The following is a 14,408-nucleotide window of genomic DNA, read 5'->3' as shown; positions in this document are numbered from 1 at the left end:
ATGCCTTTTCGTCCTCGTCGCGCGCAGTTCATCGCCGTGCTGTCGCGTCGGCTGGGGCCCGGTGTCGGAAGCGCCGGGCTCCGGCGGCGGCAACGGCGCTGAGGCACGCGCACCCGCAAGTGTGAACGCAGATCCACGGGGGATCGGTGCCCCGGATACGGAGCCACGTGATGACTTCCGGTCCTGGGCACCCCGAGCCTGTCGGGGCTCGTCGGTCTGGTTCGAGCGTTCGGGGGTCACCCGGTACCGAATTCTGACACACCCGCTGCCGGGCCCGGCAGGGCGGGATGGCAGGATCGCTTGTCCGCCGTTCCGCGTACACCCGCGCGACACCGCAGCGACCACGGTTCCGCCCTCAGGAGCACCCTCATGCCTCACCTCACGCCCGCCCGTCGCCCGGCCTTCGCCGCGGCCGCCCTGGCCGCCGCCGGCGCCCTGCTGCTCACCGGTTGCGGCGGTGGCGGGCAGGCCGCCGCGAGCGACCCGGTCAAGGACATCCGCGGCAAGCTGCCGAAGGCCCAGCGCTCCGCCGGCGTGCTGCGCATCGGCATGGACGTCAACTACGCGCCGGTGGAGTTCCGCGGCCCGGACGGCAAGCCGACCGGCCTCGACCCGGACCTCGCCGCCGCCCTCGGCCGGATCCTCGACGTGCGGGTCGAGTTCGTGGACACCCCGTTCGACAAGCTGATACCGAACCTCCAGGGCAAGCAGTTCGACGTGGCGATGTCCGCGCTCAGCGACGTCCGCACGCGCCGCGACGGCCTGGACGACGACGGCAAGCAGGTCAACCCGGGCGTCGACTTCGTCGACTACTTCATCGCCGGGACCTCGATCGTCGTCCCGAAGGGCAACCCCAAGGGGATCCGGACCCTGGACGACCTGTGCGGCAAGACGGTCGCCTTCCAGCAGGGCACCACCCAGGACGAGATCGCCACCCGGCAGGTCGCCGTCTGCTCGCGCGCCGGCAAGCAGCTGACGGTGCACCGTTTCGACACCGACGCCAAGGCGCTGGCCGAGGTCGCCGCCGGCACCGCCGCGGCCGGGCTGAACGACTTCCCGGTGGCCGCCTACGCGGCGAAGACCACGGACGGCGGGGGCCGCTTCGAGGTGACCGGGGCCCAGTCCACCTCCAACCCGTACGGCATCGCCGTCCGCAAGGAGGACACCGAGCTGCGCGACACCGTGTCCAAGGCGGTGGACCAGCTGATCCGCAGCGGCGAGTACGACAAGATCCTCGCCAAGTGGAACGTGAGCGCGGGCGCGGCGCAGAACGCGGTGGTCAACGGGGGCATCTGACCCGCGCGCAGCGGCGGGGCACGGGTCGGGAACGGGCGGGGCCGCGGGGCAGCGGCGGGGCGTCCGGGAACAGCACAGCCGGATCTGCATACTTATACGCAGGGTGACAGGGGCACGCGATCCGTCCGAATAGCGGACAGCACGAGCCCTCGTTATCCGATTTTGATCTGGATGAGGGCCCCCTGACCGTCATCAGATGGCAGGATTCCCCCCATCTCGGATCGAGCCGACCACCGGTCGAGGCGGTTCAGGTCGACGTCCACCTCGGCGGAGGGTGGCGGAAGCAGTACCCCGCACCACCCTGGGCGGCCACCTGCGCCCAGGCAACTGCACCACCCGGCAACGCACGTACGAAGACGTACCGCGAGTGACCACCCGTACGGCTCCGTACGGCCAGCTGCCCCGGTGCGCCGCTCCCGCGGCGCGCTCCGCCCGATTTCTCTCCCCAGGAGGAGATCCCCCTCATGACCGTCCGTACCCAGCGCACCCGCCTCTTCGCGGCCGGCGTGGCTGCCGTGTCCGTGTCCCTGGTGCTGACCGGCTGTAGCAGCAGCAAGAGCAGCGACGGCAGTGGCGCCCCCAACGCCTCCGCGACCGTGAACACGGTCAAGGCCGACGACAAGCTGGCCGCCCTCGTCCCCGCCGACGTCAAGTCGGCCGGGAAGCTCCTGGTCGGCGCGGACGCCTCGTACGCGCCGGACGAGTTCAAGGACGACAGCGGCAAGGTCATCGGCATGGACGTCGACCTCGCCAACGCGATCGCCGCCAAGCTCGGCCTCACCGCCGAGGTCCAGGACTCCGGCTTCACCGCGATCATCCCCGGCATCCAGTCGAACAAGTTCCAGCTCGGCATGTCGTCCTTCACGGACAACAAGGAGCGCGAGCAGGTCGTCGACATGGTGACCTACTTCAACTCGGGCAGCGCCATCGCGGTCAAGAAGGGCAACCCCGGCAAGGTCGACCCGAAGGACCTCTGCGGCAAGAAGGTCGCCGTCCAGACCGGCACCACCCAGGCCGACGAGATCAAGGACACCCGCAACCCGGACTGCGCCAAGGCCGGCAAGCCGGGCATCCAGAACGACGGCGACAAGTTCGACCTCCAGACGGACGTCACCAACGCCGTGGTCTCCGGCCGCGACGACGCGATGATGGCCGACTCCCAGGTCGTCGACTACGCGATCAAGCAGTCCGGCGGGCAGCTGGAGAAGCTCGGCGACACCTACGGCGTGGCCCCCTACGGCGTCGCCCTCGCCAAGGGCTCCAAGCTCACCCCGGCCATCCAGGGCGCCATCCAGTCGCTGATCGACGACGGCACCTACAAGCAGATCCTCACCAAGTGGGGCGTCGAGAGCGGTGCCATCGACAAGTCGACCGTCAACGGCGCCGTCAGCTGACCCCTCGTACGCTTCATCTCTCCCCCGAGGCCACACCGTGAACTCTCTGGACAAGGGGACGGCGCCGAAGGGACGGCCTGAGACCATCAAGGCCGTCCCGGTCCGCCACCCCGGACGCTGGGCGGGCGCCGTCGTCATCGCCCTGCTCGCGGCGATGCTGCTGAGCGCCCTCCTCACCAACCCCGCCTTCAAGTGGGACATCGTCGGGCAGTACCTGTTCCACGACAGCATCATGCACGGGCTGCTCGTGACGCTGGAGCTGACCGCCCTCTCCATGCTCATGGGTGTGGTCGGCGGCATCATCCTCGCGGTGATGCGGCTCTCCCCGAACCCGCTGCTGGCCGGCACCGCCTGGGTCTACATCTGGGTCTTCCGCGGCACCCCGGTCCTGGTGCAGCTGGTGTTCTGGAACTTCCTCGGCCTGATCTGGGCCAAGCTGTCGATCGGCGTCCCGTGGGGTCCGGAGTTCTGGTCCGGCGAGACCAACGTCCTGATCCCGACCTTCGTCGCCGCGCTGCTGGGCCTCGGCCTCAACGAGGCCGCCTACATGGCGGAGATCGTCCGCGGCGGCATCCAGTCGGTCGACGAGGGCCAGACCGAGGCCGCCCACGCGCTCGGGATGAGCCGGTTCCAGACCATGCGGCGGATCGTCCTGCCGCAGGCCATGCGGGTGATCATCCCGCCGACCGGCAACGAGACCATCTCGATGCTCAAGACCACCTCGCTGGTCTCCGTGATCTCCCTGGAGGAGATCTTCCGGGCCGGCCAGGTCATCTACTCCCGGAACTACCAGAACATCCCGCTGCTGATCGTGGTCAGCCTCTGGTACCTGTTCTTCACCTCGGTGCTGACCATCGGTCAGTACTACATCGAGCGCCACTACGCCCGAGGTTCCAACCGAACCCTCCCGCCCACCCCGCTGCAGCGACTGCGGGGCCTGTTCGCCGGGAAGCCCGCCCCGAAGACCACCGCCGACGTCGTCCCGGGGCTCGAGGGAGGTGGTCACGTATGACCGATCTGAGCAAGACCCCCACCGACTCCGCGCCCACCGGCGAGCCGATGGTCCGGGCCGAGAACGTGCACAAGTCCTACGGCCTGGTCGAGGTGCTCAAGGGCATCGACCTGGAGGTCAAGCAGGGCGAGGTGTTCTGCCTGATCGGCCCGTCCGGCTCCGGCAAGTCGACCTTCCTGCGGTGCATCAACCACCTGGAGAAGATCAACGGCGGCCGCCTCTGGGTGGACGGCGAACTGGTCGGCTACCGGCAGAAGGGCGACAAGCTCCACGAGCTCAAGGACCGCGAGGTCGCCCTCAAGCGGCGCGACATCGGCATGGTCTTCCAGCGCTTCAACCTGTTCCCGCACATGACCGCCATGGAGAACGTCATCGAGGCGCCGGTCCAGGTCAAGGGCGAGAGCCGGGCCGAGGCCCGGGAGCGCGCGATGGCCCTGCTGGAGCGGGTCGGCCTGGCCGACAAGGCGAAGAACTACCCCTCGCAGCTGTCCGGCGGCCAGCAGCAGCGCGTGGCGATCGCCCGCGCGCTGGCCATGAAGCCCAAGCTGATGCTCTTCGACGAGCCCACCTCGGCGCTCGACCCGGAGCTGGTCGGAGACGTCCTGGACGTCATGCGCGGCCTGGCCGAGGAGGGCATGACGATGGTGGTCGTGACCCACGAGATGGGCTTCGCCCGTGAGGTCGGCGACGCACTGGTGTTCATGGACGGCGGTGTGGTGGTCGAGTCCGGCAACCCCCGCGAGGTGCTCACCAACCCCCAGCACGAGCGCACCAGGGCCTTCCTCTCCAAGGTGCTCTGAGCCCGTACGCCCGGCGCCCGGCAGACGACTTCCTGCCGGGCGCCGACGTTTTCCCCGGCCGGGTAATAGGCTGGAAGCGCCCAGCCCGTTACCGCAACGGTCCGGGCCCGTTACCGCAACCACTGGAAGGACCGCCGTGGAGCTCGCCTCGTACGCCGATCTCGCCGTTCGGCTGGTGAACACCGAGGAACCCGAGCGCGGCACCGACACGCTGACCTCGGTGGACGCCGTACGCGCCCTGTTCTCCGACTCCTCCCGCGCCGCCGCGCTGGCCGACGAGTCCGACGTGCCCCGGCTGCGGGCGGTGCGGACCAGGCTGCGCGGAGTGTTCGAGGCCGCCGCCGAGGGGGACGAGATCCGGTCCGTCGACCTGCTGAACAGCCTGCTGATGGAGTACCCCGTCAGCCCGCTGGTCTCCGGGCACGACTACCTGGACGACGCCGGCCGGCCGCGCTGGCACCTGCACCTGGCCGACAACTCGCCCACCGCCACCGCGCACTTCAGCGCCGTCGCCTGCATGGGCCTGGCCGTGCACCTCACCGAGCTGGGCGCCGACCGGCTCGGCATCTGCCAGGCCGCGCCGTGCCGCAACGCCTACCTGGACACCTCGACCAACCGCTCCCGCCGCTACTGCTCCGACCGCTGCGCGACCCGCGCCAACGTCGCCGCGTACCGGGCCCGCAAGCGCCAGGAGGCCGAGGCGGCGCACACCGCCGGGAAGTAGCGGCGGCCTCAGGGCTCGTCGACGAAGACCCCGAACCGGCGGGCCAGGCCCGGCACCCGGGCCAGCCGGGGGCCGAGCAGCAGCCGCTCCAGCCCCCGGCCCGGCGCCAGCCAGGCGGGGCTCGGCCGCAGCCGCAGCAGCACCCGGCCGAGCACCAGCTCGTCCGGGACCGGGCCGTAGCTGCGGCTGTCGCTGTCCACCGGACGGTTGTCGGACAGCAGCCACCAGCCCTTCGGACGGCGCTCGGCGGCCCGCTTCACCACCAGCAGGTCCTGCTGGAACGGGTGCCGGAACAGCACCACCGCACCGGGCCTGATCGGCGCGCCGTAGCGGACCAGCAGCTGGTCGCCCTCGCGCAGGGTCGGGACCATCGACGGGCCCGAGACGTCCACCAGCCCGAACGGCACCGCGCCGCCCGGCCCGCCGCCCTGCGGCTCCGTGCTCCGCGCCATGGCTCCTCCTCCCGGGGACCGACCGCCCCCAGTCTGCCGTACGGACCGTCATCCGTTCGATGTCCGGACGACCCCGGTCACAGGTCCGTTCGATGTCCGGATTACCCCGGTTCCGGGTCCGTCTTTTGCCCTAGGCCCACCGCCCGGCCGCGAAACCCGGAGGCCGGAAGGGTAATCTCGGGCGCGGGAAGACGATCTAAGGAAGGACTCCCATGTTCTCTCGTCTGTTTGCACCGCGTGCCACTGCTCACGCCCACTGCGACCTGCCGTGCGGTGTCTACGACCCGGCCCAGGCCAAGCTGGAGGCCGAGTCGGTCAAGGCCACCCAGGAGAAGTACCAGGCCAACGAGGACCCGCACTTCCGCGCCCGCGCCATCATCATCAAGGAGCAGCGCGCCGAGGCCGTCAAGCACCACATCTCGGTGCTGTGGAGCGACTACTTCAAGGCCCCGCACTTCGAGAAGTACCCGCAGCTGCACCAGCTGATCAACGACACCCTGAAGGCCGCCTCGGCCGCCAAGGCGTCCACCGACCCGGCCACCGGCCAGGCCCTGCTGGACCTGATCGCCGAGGTCGACAAGATCTTCTGGGAGACCAAGCAGGCCTGAGCCTGACGCGTCGCCACCCGGCCGCCCCCGTCCGCACCGTCGGACGGGGGCGGTCGTGCGTTTCCCGGGCCGGTCCGGGTCTCCCAGGCCTGCCACCCCGGGAACGGATCCCGGTAAGGGTTGCCTGCCCTGAGTGGCTGTTATGCTGCCAGGGCGTCCGAGGGGGAAGTCCGGTGAGAATCCGGCGCTGACCCGCAACGGTGAGCACGGCCCGCGGTTCCGGGGCCGGGCCAGCCCGATCGCCCCCGGCCGCTGAACTCCCGACAACTCGCCGTGGACTGCGAGGGGAAGGCGCCCGGGCCCGCCCCCGACCGGCGCCCGCCCCGGCACACCCGCGGCCCGAGGCAAGGCGCGCCCGCACGTGAGTGACCCCGTTCGCCGAATACCGACCCTCCCGCTCGCCCTCGGCCTCGCCGCCGCCCTGCTGCTCTCCCTGGTCTGCGGAGTCGCGCTCGGCGCCTCCGGGATCGAACTCCCGGACGTCCTGCGGCTGTTGGGCGCCGGGCTGACCGGCGGACGGCTGGACGCGGGCGACGCGGCGGCGTACGCGATCGTCTGGGAGCTCCGGCTGCCCCGCACCCTGCTGGCCGCCGTGGTCGGCGGCGGGCTGGCCGCCACCGGGGTCGCCGTCCAGGCCCTGGTGCGCAACGCCCTCGCCGACCCCTTCGTGCTCGGCATCTCCTCCGGCGCCGCCGTCGGCGCCAACGCCGTCCTGCTGCTCGGCGCCTTCGCCTCGCTCGGGGTGTGGGCGATCTCGGTCTCCGCGTTCGGCTCCGCGCTGCTCGCCATGGTGCTGGTCTACCTCGCCGCCCGCACCGCGTACGGGCTCACCCCGCTGCGGCTGGTGCTCACCGGCACCGCGCTCTCCTACGGCTTCTCCGCCGTGACCACCCTGATGGTCTTCTCCGCCGACCACGCCGAGGCCGCCCGGGACGCCATGATGTGGCTGCTCGGCAGCCTCGGCGGCGCCACCTGGGGCTCGGTGCCGATCGCGGCCGGCACCGTACTGGCCGGACTGGCCTACCTGGCCTGCGCCGCCGGGCGGTTGGACGCGCTCGCGATGGGCGACGAGACCTCCGCCTCGCTCGGGGTCGACCCGGACCGGCTGCGCCGGGAACTGTTCGTGGTCACCGCCGCCGTCACCGGCACCGTGGTCGCCGTCAGCGGGGCGATCGGCTTCGTCGGCCTGCTGATGCCGCACCTGGCCCGGATGCTGGTCGGCGCCGGGCACCGCCGGGTGCTGGTGATCGCGCCGCTCGCCGGCGCGCTGCTGCTGGTCTGGGTGGACATCGCCTCCCGCACCCTGCTGGCGCCCGCCGAACTGCCCGTCGGGGTGTTCACCGCGGTGCTCGGGGTGCCCGCCTTCCTGCTGATGATGCGCCGCCGCGGCCAGGCCTTCGGAGGCCGGCGATGACGGCGATGACGGCCCCGACCCCTTCGACCGGCGCCGAGGAACTGCGCGTCGACGGCGTCTCGGTGGAACTGGCCGGCGCCCGGCTGGTCCACGAGGTGAGCCTGGCGGCCGCCGCCGGGCAGGTGGTCGGGCTGATCGGCCCGAACGGCAGCGGCAAGTCGACCCTGCTGCGCTGCGTCTACCGGGTGCTGCGCCCGGCCGGCGGGACCGTCCGGCTGGCCGGCGACGACCTGCACGCGCTCACCGCCCGCGACACCGCCCGCCGGGTGGCCGCGCTGACCCAGGAGCACCCCGCCGAGTTCGAGTTCACGGTGGCCGAGGTGGTCGCCATGGGCCGGCTGCCGCACCGGCGCGGACTCGCCGCCGGCCCGACCGCCGGGGACCGGGAACGCTGCGCCGCCGCGCTGCGCCGGGTCCGGGCCGACCACCTCGCCGAACGCGCCTTCCCGAGCCTGTCCGGCGGCGAGAAGCAGCGGGTGCTGATCGCCCGCGCCCTCGTCCAGGAACCGCGCCTGCTGGTGCTGGACGAGCCCACCAACCACCTCGACATCGCACACCAGTTGGAGGTGCTGGCGCTCGCCCGCGAGGCCGGGCCGACGGTGCTCACCGCCCTGCACGACCTCAACCTGGCGGCGGCCCACTGCGACCGGCTGTACGTGCTGGAAGCCGGCCGGATCGTCGCCGCCGGGGAGCCCCACGAGGTGCTCCGCCCCGAGCTGCTGGCCGAGGTGTTCGGCGTCCGGGCCACCCCCGTCCGCCACCCCGCGACCGGCGCCCTCCAGCTGCTGTTCGACCGTCTCGTCTGACCGACCCGTGAATCCCCGAGCCGATCCGTGAATCCCCGAGGAACTCGTATGCGCACCAAGGCCGTTGCCGCCACCGCCCTGCTCACCCTCGGGCTGACCGCCTGCGGCGCCGAGATCGCCCCCGGCCCGGGCGCCACCACCGCCTCCGCCCACTACCCGGTGACCGTGACGAACTGCGGCGAGCGGCTCACCTTCGCGCAGAAGCCCGCCCGGGTGGTGACCAACGACGTCAACATCACCGAACTGATGCTCTCCCTCGGCCTCGCCGACCGGATGGCCGGCTACGTGATGCCCGACGACAAGGGGAAGGTCGACAAGGTGGCCTGGAAGGACGGCTACCAGCAGACCGCCTGGCTCTCCAAGAAGGTGCTCACCAAGGAGATCGCCCTGGACGCCAAGGCCGACCTGGTGTTCGCCGGCTGGCACTACGGCTTCGACGAGGGCAGCGGGGTCACCCCGCAGGCGTTCAAGGCGCTCGGCGTGGACTCCTACGTGCTCAGCGAGTCCTGCCGCAGCGGCAAGGGCTCCGAGCGCGGGGTGATGGACCCGCTGGAGGCGCTCTACACCGACCTGGCCAACCTGGGCGCGATCTTCGACGTCAAGGACCGCGCCGACCGGCTGATCGCCGAGTCCAGGGCCACCATCGCCGCCGTGCCGCAGCCGGAGCGCCGCCCGTCCGTCTTCCTGTACGACAGCGGGCAGGACAAGCCGTACACCGCCGGGAAGTTCGCCGCCGCGGACGAGATCATCGCGAAGGCCGGCGGGACCAACATCATGGGCGACCTCGCGGACACCTGGGTCACCGCCGGCTGGGAGAGCGTGGTGCAGCGCGACCCCGAGGTGATCGTGATCAACGACTACGGGACCCCGGGCGCCGAGGAGAAGCGGCAGTTCCTCAAGTCCTTCCCGCCGCTGGCGAACGTCGCCGCGATCAGGAACGACCGGATCTTCGTCATGGACTACGCCGACCTGGTCGAGAGCCCGCGCAACCCGGCCGCGATCAGCACCCTGGCCGAGTTCCTGCGGACCGTCCCGGCCCGCTGAACCGTCCACCGACCGGTCGGCCCTGGGCCCGGGCGGGGCCCGCGCAGTAGGCTCGCGGCATGATCCGCACCGCCGTAGTCACCGACGTCCCCGTCATCCTGGCCATGATCCGCGAACTCGCGGAGTACGAGAAGGCCCCCCAGGAGGCGGTGGCCACGGAGGAGCAGCTGCGCGAGGCCCTGTTCGGCGCCGCCCCGGCGCTGTTCGGCCTGATCGCGGAGGACCCGGCCACCGGCGAGCCGGTCGGCTTCGCGCTCTGGTTCCTCAACTTCTCGACCTGGCGCGGCACCCACGGGATCTACCTGGAGGACCTCTACGTCCGCCCGGAGGCCCGCGGCGGCGGCCACGGCAAGGCGCTCCTGCTGGAGCTGGCGCGGATCGCCGTCGAGCGCGGCTACGCCCGGGTCGAGTGGTCGGTGCTCGACTGGAACCAGCCCTCGATCGACTTCTACCGCTCGCTCGGCGCGGTGCCGATGGACGGGTGGACGGTCTACCGGCTCACCGACGAGGCACTCACGGCCGCCGGGAAGCGTTGAACCCACGCACGGAGTACGGGCAAAGCCCCTGCCACCCTGCGTCGCAATGCCTTACCATGAGTAACTCCCGCACCGGGTGCGGAGGACGCCCCCTCGGGGGACCAAGCAAGCACAGCGCGTCACCCAGGAGGCAAGGGTGTCCCAGATCGACAGCGATCTCGGAGTTCAGGACTTCGTGGAGGTCCGGCTGCCCGCGGCGGGGGCCTACCTCTCCGTGCTGCGAACAGCGACGGCCGGGCTTGCCGCCCGGCTGGACTTCACCCTCGACGAGATCGAGGACCTGCGGATCGCGGTGGACGAGGCCTGCGCCATCCTGCTCCAGCAGGCGGTGCCCGGCTCCGTCCTGTCCTGCGAGTTCCGGCTGGTCGGCGACTCGCTCAAGGTGACCGTCTCCGCTCCCACCACGGACGGCAAGGCGCCCGAGCGCGACACCTTCGCGTGGACGGTGCTCTCCGCGCTGGCCGGCGAGGTGGACTCCTCGGTCGCCGAGGACAACACCGTGACGATCAGCCTGCACAAGAAGCGCGGCGGGTCCGCCGCCCACTGACCGGGCACCGAGCAGCACCCTGCAAGGGCCGTCCGCCGCACCCCGCCCGGGGCCGGCGGGCGGCTCCCGGTACCGCCCCACCGGCGGTACGACCAACGAGACGATGCCGGGGCCGACGGCCCCGGTGCTCCCGGAACGGAACGGGGGAATGGCCGTGAGTGATCTGGACCGTACCGGCCTCGCGACGGCGGGACCTGCCGTACCGACCCAGGCGAGCGTTTCCGGCCTCGCCGCCAACGACGAAGCGCACCCGAAGGACGCCCACCGGATGAGCCACCCGACCGAGCCGACGTCTGAGCCGACGCCTGCCTCCCCTCCCCCGGCGGAACCGGCGGAGGAGGGCGCGGACCTGCACGGCGCCGTGCCCGCCCAGGGCTCGCACCGCACCGGCGCGCCGGACCGGGAGGCCGCCCGCGCGCTGTTCGTCCGGCTGGCCGCGCTGCCCGAGGGCTCCCCGGAGCGCGTGGAGCTGCGCAACCAGCTGGTCCGGATGCACATCCCGCTGGTCGAGCACCTGGCCCGGCGGTTCCGCAACCGGGGTGAGCCGCTGGACGACCTGACCCAGGTCGCCACCATCGGACTGATCAAGTCGGTGGACCGCTTCGACCACGAGCGCGGGGTCGAGTTCTCCACCTACGCGACGCCGACCATCGTCGGCGAGATCAAGCGGCACTTCCGCGACAAGGGGTGGGCGGTGCGCGTCCCGCGCCGCCTCCAGGAGCTGCGGCTGTCGCTCACCACGGCGACCAGCGAGCTCTCCCAGCGGCACGGCCGCTCCCCCACGGTGCACGAACTGGCCGAGCACCTGGGCATCTCCGAGGAGGACGTGCTGGAGGGCTTGGAATCCGCCAACGCGTACTCCACGCTGTCCCTGGACGTCCCGGACAGCGACGACGAGTCGCCGGCCGTGGCGGACACCCTGGGCGCCACCGACGAGGCGCTGGAGGGGGTCGAGTACCGCGAGTCGCTCAAGCCGCTGCTGGCCCAACTGCCGCCCCGGGAACAGAAGATCCTGGTGCTGCGGTTCTTCCGGAACATGACCCAGTCGCAGATCGCCGCCGAGGTGGGGATCTCCCAGATGCACGTGTCCCGACTGCTGGCCCGGACCTTGGCCCAGCTGCGGGAGAAGCTCCTCGTGGAGGAGTAGCAGGCGCAGGACGAACGGACGGCCGCCGCAGCGGGTGCTGCGGCGGCCGTCCGTTCGCGTTCGGGGCACTGCGGTGCGGGGCACTGCGGCGCGGGTGCGGGGCGGTGCGGGTGCGGGGCGGTGCGGGCGCTCAGCCCTCCTGCTGCTGCGCGTACAGGGCCGCCGTCGACCGCGGGTTCAGCAGCGCGCCGATGCCCACCAGGCCGAGCAGCCCGACCAGCACACCGACCGCGATCATCGCGCCGCCGCTCTGGATCATGTAGTAAGCGACCGGCAGGCAGATCGAGTTGGTCAGCACGGCGGGGCTGCGGCCCCAGCGGCGCTCCTTGAGCAGCGCCCGGGCGGCCAGTATCGGCAGCACCCCGAGCAGCACGATGACCAGGCCGCCGAACTCGTTCAGGGCCAGCTGCTTGGCCTGGCCGGACAGCGCGGAGACCATGTCCGAGACGCCGACGACGGCGAGCGCCGCGCCCTCCAGGGCGGTGATGGCGGCGCCCAGAGTGAGCGGGACCGGACGGGCGGGTGCGGGTGCGGAGGATTCTGCGGTCACTCCAGCAGGGTAGCCGCCGGTCGGTCCGTACCGCCCCGTAGGCTTTCCCCATGCGCGCTCTCCTGGTCGTGAACCACAAGGCCACCACCACCAGTGGCCGGACCAGGGACGTACTGATCCACGCGCTGCGCAGCGACCTCAAGCTGGACGTCGCCGAGACCCAGTACCGGGGGCACGCGCACGACCTGGCCCGGGACGCCGCCCAGGACGGCACCGTCGACCTGGTGGTGGCGCTGGGCGGGGACGGCACCGTCAACGAGGTGGTGAACGGGCTGCTGGCGCACGGCCCGGGCGAGAAGGTCCCGCGACTGGCCGTGGTGCCGGGCGGTTCGACCAATGTCTTCGCCCGCGCGCTGGGCCTGCCCAACGACCCGGTGGAGGCCACCGGCGCCCTGCTGAACGCGCTGGAGCGCGGGCACGAGCGGCCGATCGGACTGGGCAAGGCGATGACCGAGGGGCTGCCGGACCGCTGGTTCACCTTCACCGCCGGCCTCGGCTTCGACGCCGGCGTGGTGGGCCGGGTCGAGGAGCAGCGCAGGGCCGGGCGCAAGTCCACCCACGCCCTGTACGTCGGGCAGGCCCTCCGGCACTACTTCACCCAGCGTGAGCAGCGCCGCTCGGGCCCGGTGGCCTTGGAAATCCCGGGCCACGAGGCCGTTCCGGGCCTGGCGCTGACGATAGTCAGCAACACCTCGCCGTGGACGTTCCTCGGCAACCGACCGGTCTACCCCTCGCCCCTCGCCTCCTTCGACACGGATCTGGACGTCTTCGGCATCACCCGGATGACGGCGTTCGGTACGGCTCGAACGATCCGTCAGATCCTGCGGTCGTACGCGCCTTCGAGCGACGGCGCCCCGGTGGCCGGACCGTCCGGAAAGCACGTCGTCTCCTATCACGACGTCAGACACTTCACCTTGGTTTCCCAGGAACCCGTGCCGTTCCAGGTCGACGGGGACCATCTTGGAGACCGGAGTCGCGTCAGTTTCACAGGCGTTCGGCGGGCACTGCGTGTGATTGTGTGACCGGAAGGGGGGTTCGCCCTTCTTCTCGAACGCACAAGCCCCCTTCACTCCATGGAAGTACTGGCTGTGAGCTAGGCGACACCGAAGAATCAAAAATTCCTCCCCGAAGGGGGTTGTATCCGAGCCCGAGGTTTGCGAACCTCTACATGGCGATCGGGACACATCGCAGCGACGGCACCTCCGGAACCACAGGAGCGCCGACCGCGGAGTGCCCCTCGAATCGCCGAATCCCCTCCCAGCACAGACCACCCGGGCCCGGTGGGCCTTTGGTCTCTTTTGCTGTTGTGGGATTCGTGAAAGCGTTCACATTCACAAGCCATTCGATTATGCCGATCGGGCCACCCCCCGCGGCAGGAGGAGTTGGACGACCATGGACTGGCGCCACCGCGCTGTCTGCCGCGAAGAGGACCCGGAGCTGTTCTTCCCGATCGGGAACACCGGTCCTGCTCTGCTGCAGATCGAGGAAGCCAAGGCCGTGTGCCGCCGCTGTCCGGTGATGGAGCAGTGCCTCCAGTGGGCCCTCGAGACCGGCCAGGACGCCGGCGTCTGGGGCGGCATGAGCGAGGACGAGCGTCGCGCGATGAAGCGCCGTGCCGCCCGCAACCGCGCCCGCACCGCCTGATCAGCAGCATCCGGTCACACGCCGTAGCACCAGCAGTAACCGTAGTACCGATCAACAACCGATCAACACATGATCAAAGGCTTCCCTGCTCCTCCTGGTGAAGCCTTCCGCACCAAGGGCCTTGCCTTGCGAGGTCCCGCGACACCGAACCGTCCAGCCACTTGATACTGTTCACTTAGAGCAATATCGTGGAGCTGAGGCGCTCACCGTGTGCAACGCACATGCGAGGTGCCGCACCACCCAGAGCCCCCGTTCCGGCCGACTCCCCCCGACGGCCGGAACGGGTTGAGAGGCCCTGTCGACCCACCCCCCCCGGTCGACAGGGCCTCGTTTCTGTTTCCGCGCGCCTCCGCTGCGCCTGCGCCGCGCCCGCGCCCGGTCTCCACTCCGGCTCCGCCACACCTGCGCCCCGCCTCCGCCCCGGCTCAACCCGC

Annotated in this window: 16 protein-coding genes and 1 riboswitch; of the genes, 14 read left to right on the top strand and 2 right to left on the bottom strand. The window is 71.2% G+C overall.

The genetic code is table 11. From position 1 onward, the window contains the following. Nucleotides 1-369 precede the first annotated feature (369 nt). From AB0F71_RS15765 to AB0F71_RS15745, 5 genes are all read left to right on the top strand, one after another. On the top strand, nt 370-1,296 hold the full coding sequence (locus AB0F71_RS15765) for an ABC transporter substrate-binding protein (protein ID WP_360233479.1): 927 nt from the start codon (nt 370-372) through the stop codon (nt 1,294-1,296). A gap of 464 nt (nt 1,297-1,760) precedes the next feature. After that, nucleotides 1,761-2,690, top strand: a complete 930-nt coding sequence (locus tag AB0F71_RS15760; RefSeq protein WP_360233476.1) for an ABC transporter substrate-binding protein — start codon at nt 1,761-1,763, stop codon at nt 2,688-2,690. Nucleotides 2,691-2,727: 37 nt separating this feature from the next. Further along, on the top strand, nt 2,728-3,702 hold the full coding sequence (locus tag AB0F71_RS15755) for an amino acid ABC transporter permease (RefSeq protein WP_360233473.1): 975 nt from the start codon (nt 2,728-2,730) through the stop codon (nt 3,700-3,702). 47 nt (nt 3,703-3,749) lie between these two features. Further along, nucleotides 3,750-4,502: an amino acid ABC transporter ATP-binding protein gene (locus AB0F71_RS15750; RefSeq protein WP_360233701.1), complete on the top strand. Its 753-nt coding sequence runs from the start codon at nt 3,750-3,752 to the stop codon at nt 4,500-4,502. A 136-nt stretch (nt 4,503-4,638) separates the two neighbouring features. Then, nucleotides 4,639-5,226: a CGNR zinc finger domain-containing protein gene (locus AB0F71_RS15745; protein ID WP_360233470.1), complete on the top strand. Its 588-nt coding sequence runs from the start codon at nt 4,639-4,641 to the stop codon at nt 5,224-5,226. 8 nt (nt 5,227-5,234) lie between these two features. Here AB0F71_RS15745 and sodX read toward each other — a convergent pair whose 3' ends face one another. Continuing rightward, nucleotides 5,235-5,678, bottom strand: a complete 444-nt coding sequence (sodX, locus tag AB0F71_RS15740; protein ID WP_360233467.1) for a nickel-type superoxide dismutase maturation protease — start codon at nt 5,676-5,678, stop codon at nt 5,235-5,237. 212 nt (nt 5,679-5,890) lie between these two features. On the opposite strand from sodX, the gene sodN reads away from it, so the two are divergent. The 7 genes from sodN to AB0F71_RS15705 all read left to right on the top strand — a co-directional run bounded on the left by sodN (nt 5,891) and on the right by AB0F71_RS15705 (nt 11,780). Continuing rightward, nucleotides 5,891-6,286, top strand: coding sequence for a superoxide dismutase, Ni (gene sodN / locus AB0F71_RS15735; RefSeq protein WP_045699892.1), 396 nt, complete (start codon nt 5,891-5,893; stop codon nt 6,284-6,286). A 120-nt stretch (nt 6,287-6,406) separates the two neighbouring features. Beyond that, nucleotides 6,407-6,552, top strand: a riboswitch (cobalamin riboswitch). A gap of 95 nt (nt 6,553-6,647) precedes the next feature. Further along, the gene (locus AB0F71_RS15730) at nt 6,648-7,700 is read left to right on the top strand and encodes an iron ABC transporter permease (protein ID WP_360233464.1); all 1,053 of its coding nucleotides are present in this window, start codon (nt 6,648-6,650) and stop codon (nt 7,698-7,700) included. Then, on the top strand, nt 7,697-8,506 hold the full coding sequence (locus AB0F71_RS15725) for an ABC transporter ATP-binding protein (RefSeq protein WP_360233461.1): 810 nt from the start codon (nt 7,697-7,699) through the stop codon (nt 8,504-8,506). The genes AB0F71_RS15730 and AB0F71_RS15725 overlap by 4 nt, the downstream gene beginning before the upstream one ends. A 48-nt stretch (nt 8,507-8,554) precedes the next feature. Then, nucleotides 8,555-9,550: an ABC transporter substrate-binding protein gene (locus tag AB0F71_RS15720; protein WP_360233458.1), complete on the top strand. Its 996-nt coding sequence runs from the start codon at nt 8,555-8,557 to the stop codon at nt 9,548-9,550. Between the two features lie 59 nt (nt 9,551-9,609). Further along, on the top strand, nt 9,610-10,086 hold the full coding sequence (locus AB0F71_RS15715; RefSeq protein WP_360233455.1) for a GNAT family N-acetyltransferase: 477 nt from the start codon (nt 9,610-9,612) through the stop codon (nt 10,084-10,086). Nucleotides 10,087-10,222: 136 nt separating this feature from the next. After that, on the top strand, nt 10,223-10,633 hold the full coding sequence (locus tag AB0F71_RS15710) for an anti-sigma regulatory factor (RefSeq protein WP_360233452.1): 411 nt from the start codon (nt 10,223-10,225) through the stop codon (nt 10,631-10,633). 154 nt (nt 10,634-10,787) lie between these two features. After that, nucleotides 10,788-11,780, top strand: coding sequence for an RNA polymerase sigma factor SigF (locus tag AB0F71_RS15705; RefSeq protein ID WP_360233449.1), 993 nt, complete (start codon nt 10,788-10,790; stop codon nt 11,778-11,780). Nucleotides 11,781-11,910: 130 nt separating this feature from the next. On the opposite strand, the gene AB0F71_RS15700 is transcribed toward AB0F71_RS15705, so the two are convergent. Next, a complete protein-coding gene (locus tag AB0F71_RS15700) occupies nt 11,911-12,330 on the bottom strand; it encodes a hypothetical protein (protein WP_360233446.1) in 420 nt (139 codons plus the stop codon). Between the two features lie 50 nt (nt 12,331-12,380). Here AB0F71_RS15700 and AB0F71_RS15695 point away from each other — a divergent pair, with 50 nt between their 5' ends. Then, entirely contained in the window at nt 12,381-13,352 is a 972-nt protein-coding gene (locus AB0F71_RS15695) for a diacylglycerol kinase family protein (RefSeq protein WP_360233443.1), read from the top strand. A 370-nt stretch (nt 13,353-13,722) separates the two neighbouring features. Continuing rightward, the gene (locus tag AB0F71_RS15690) at nt 13,723-13,974 is read left to right on the top strand and encodes a WhiB family transcriptional regulator (protein ID WP_014138019.1); all 252 of its coding nucleotides are present in this window, start codon (nt 13,723-13,725) and stop codon (nt 13,972-13,974) included. Nucleotides 13,975-14,408: the final 434 nt, after the last annotated feature.

This window comes from Kitasatospora sp. NPDC028055 (assembly GCF_040637885.1).
In the GTDB taxonomy this organism is placed as follows: domain Bacteria; phylum Actinomycetota; class Actinomycetes; order Streptomycetales; family Streptomycetaceae; genus Kitasatospora.
Note: the sequence above shows the minus strand (reverse complement) of the source record. Positions and strands in the feature narration are given on the sequence as shown.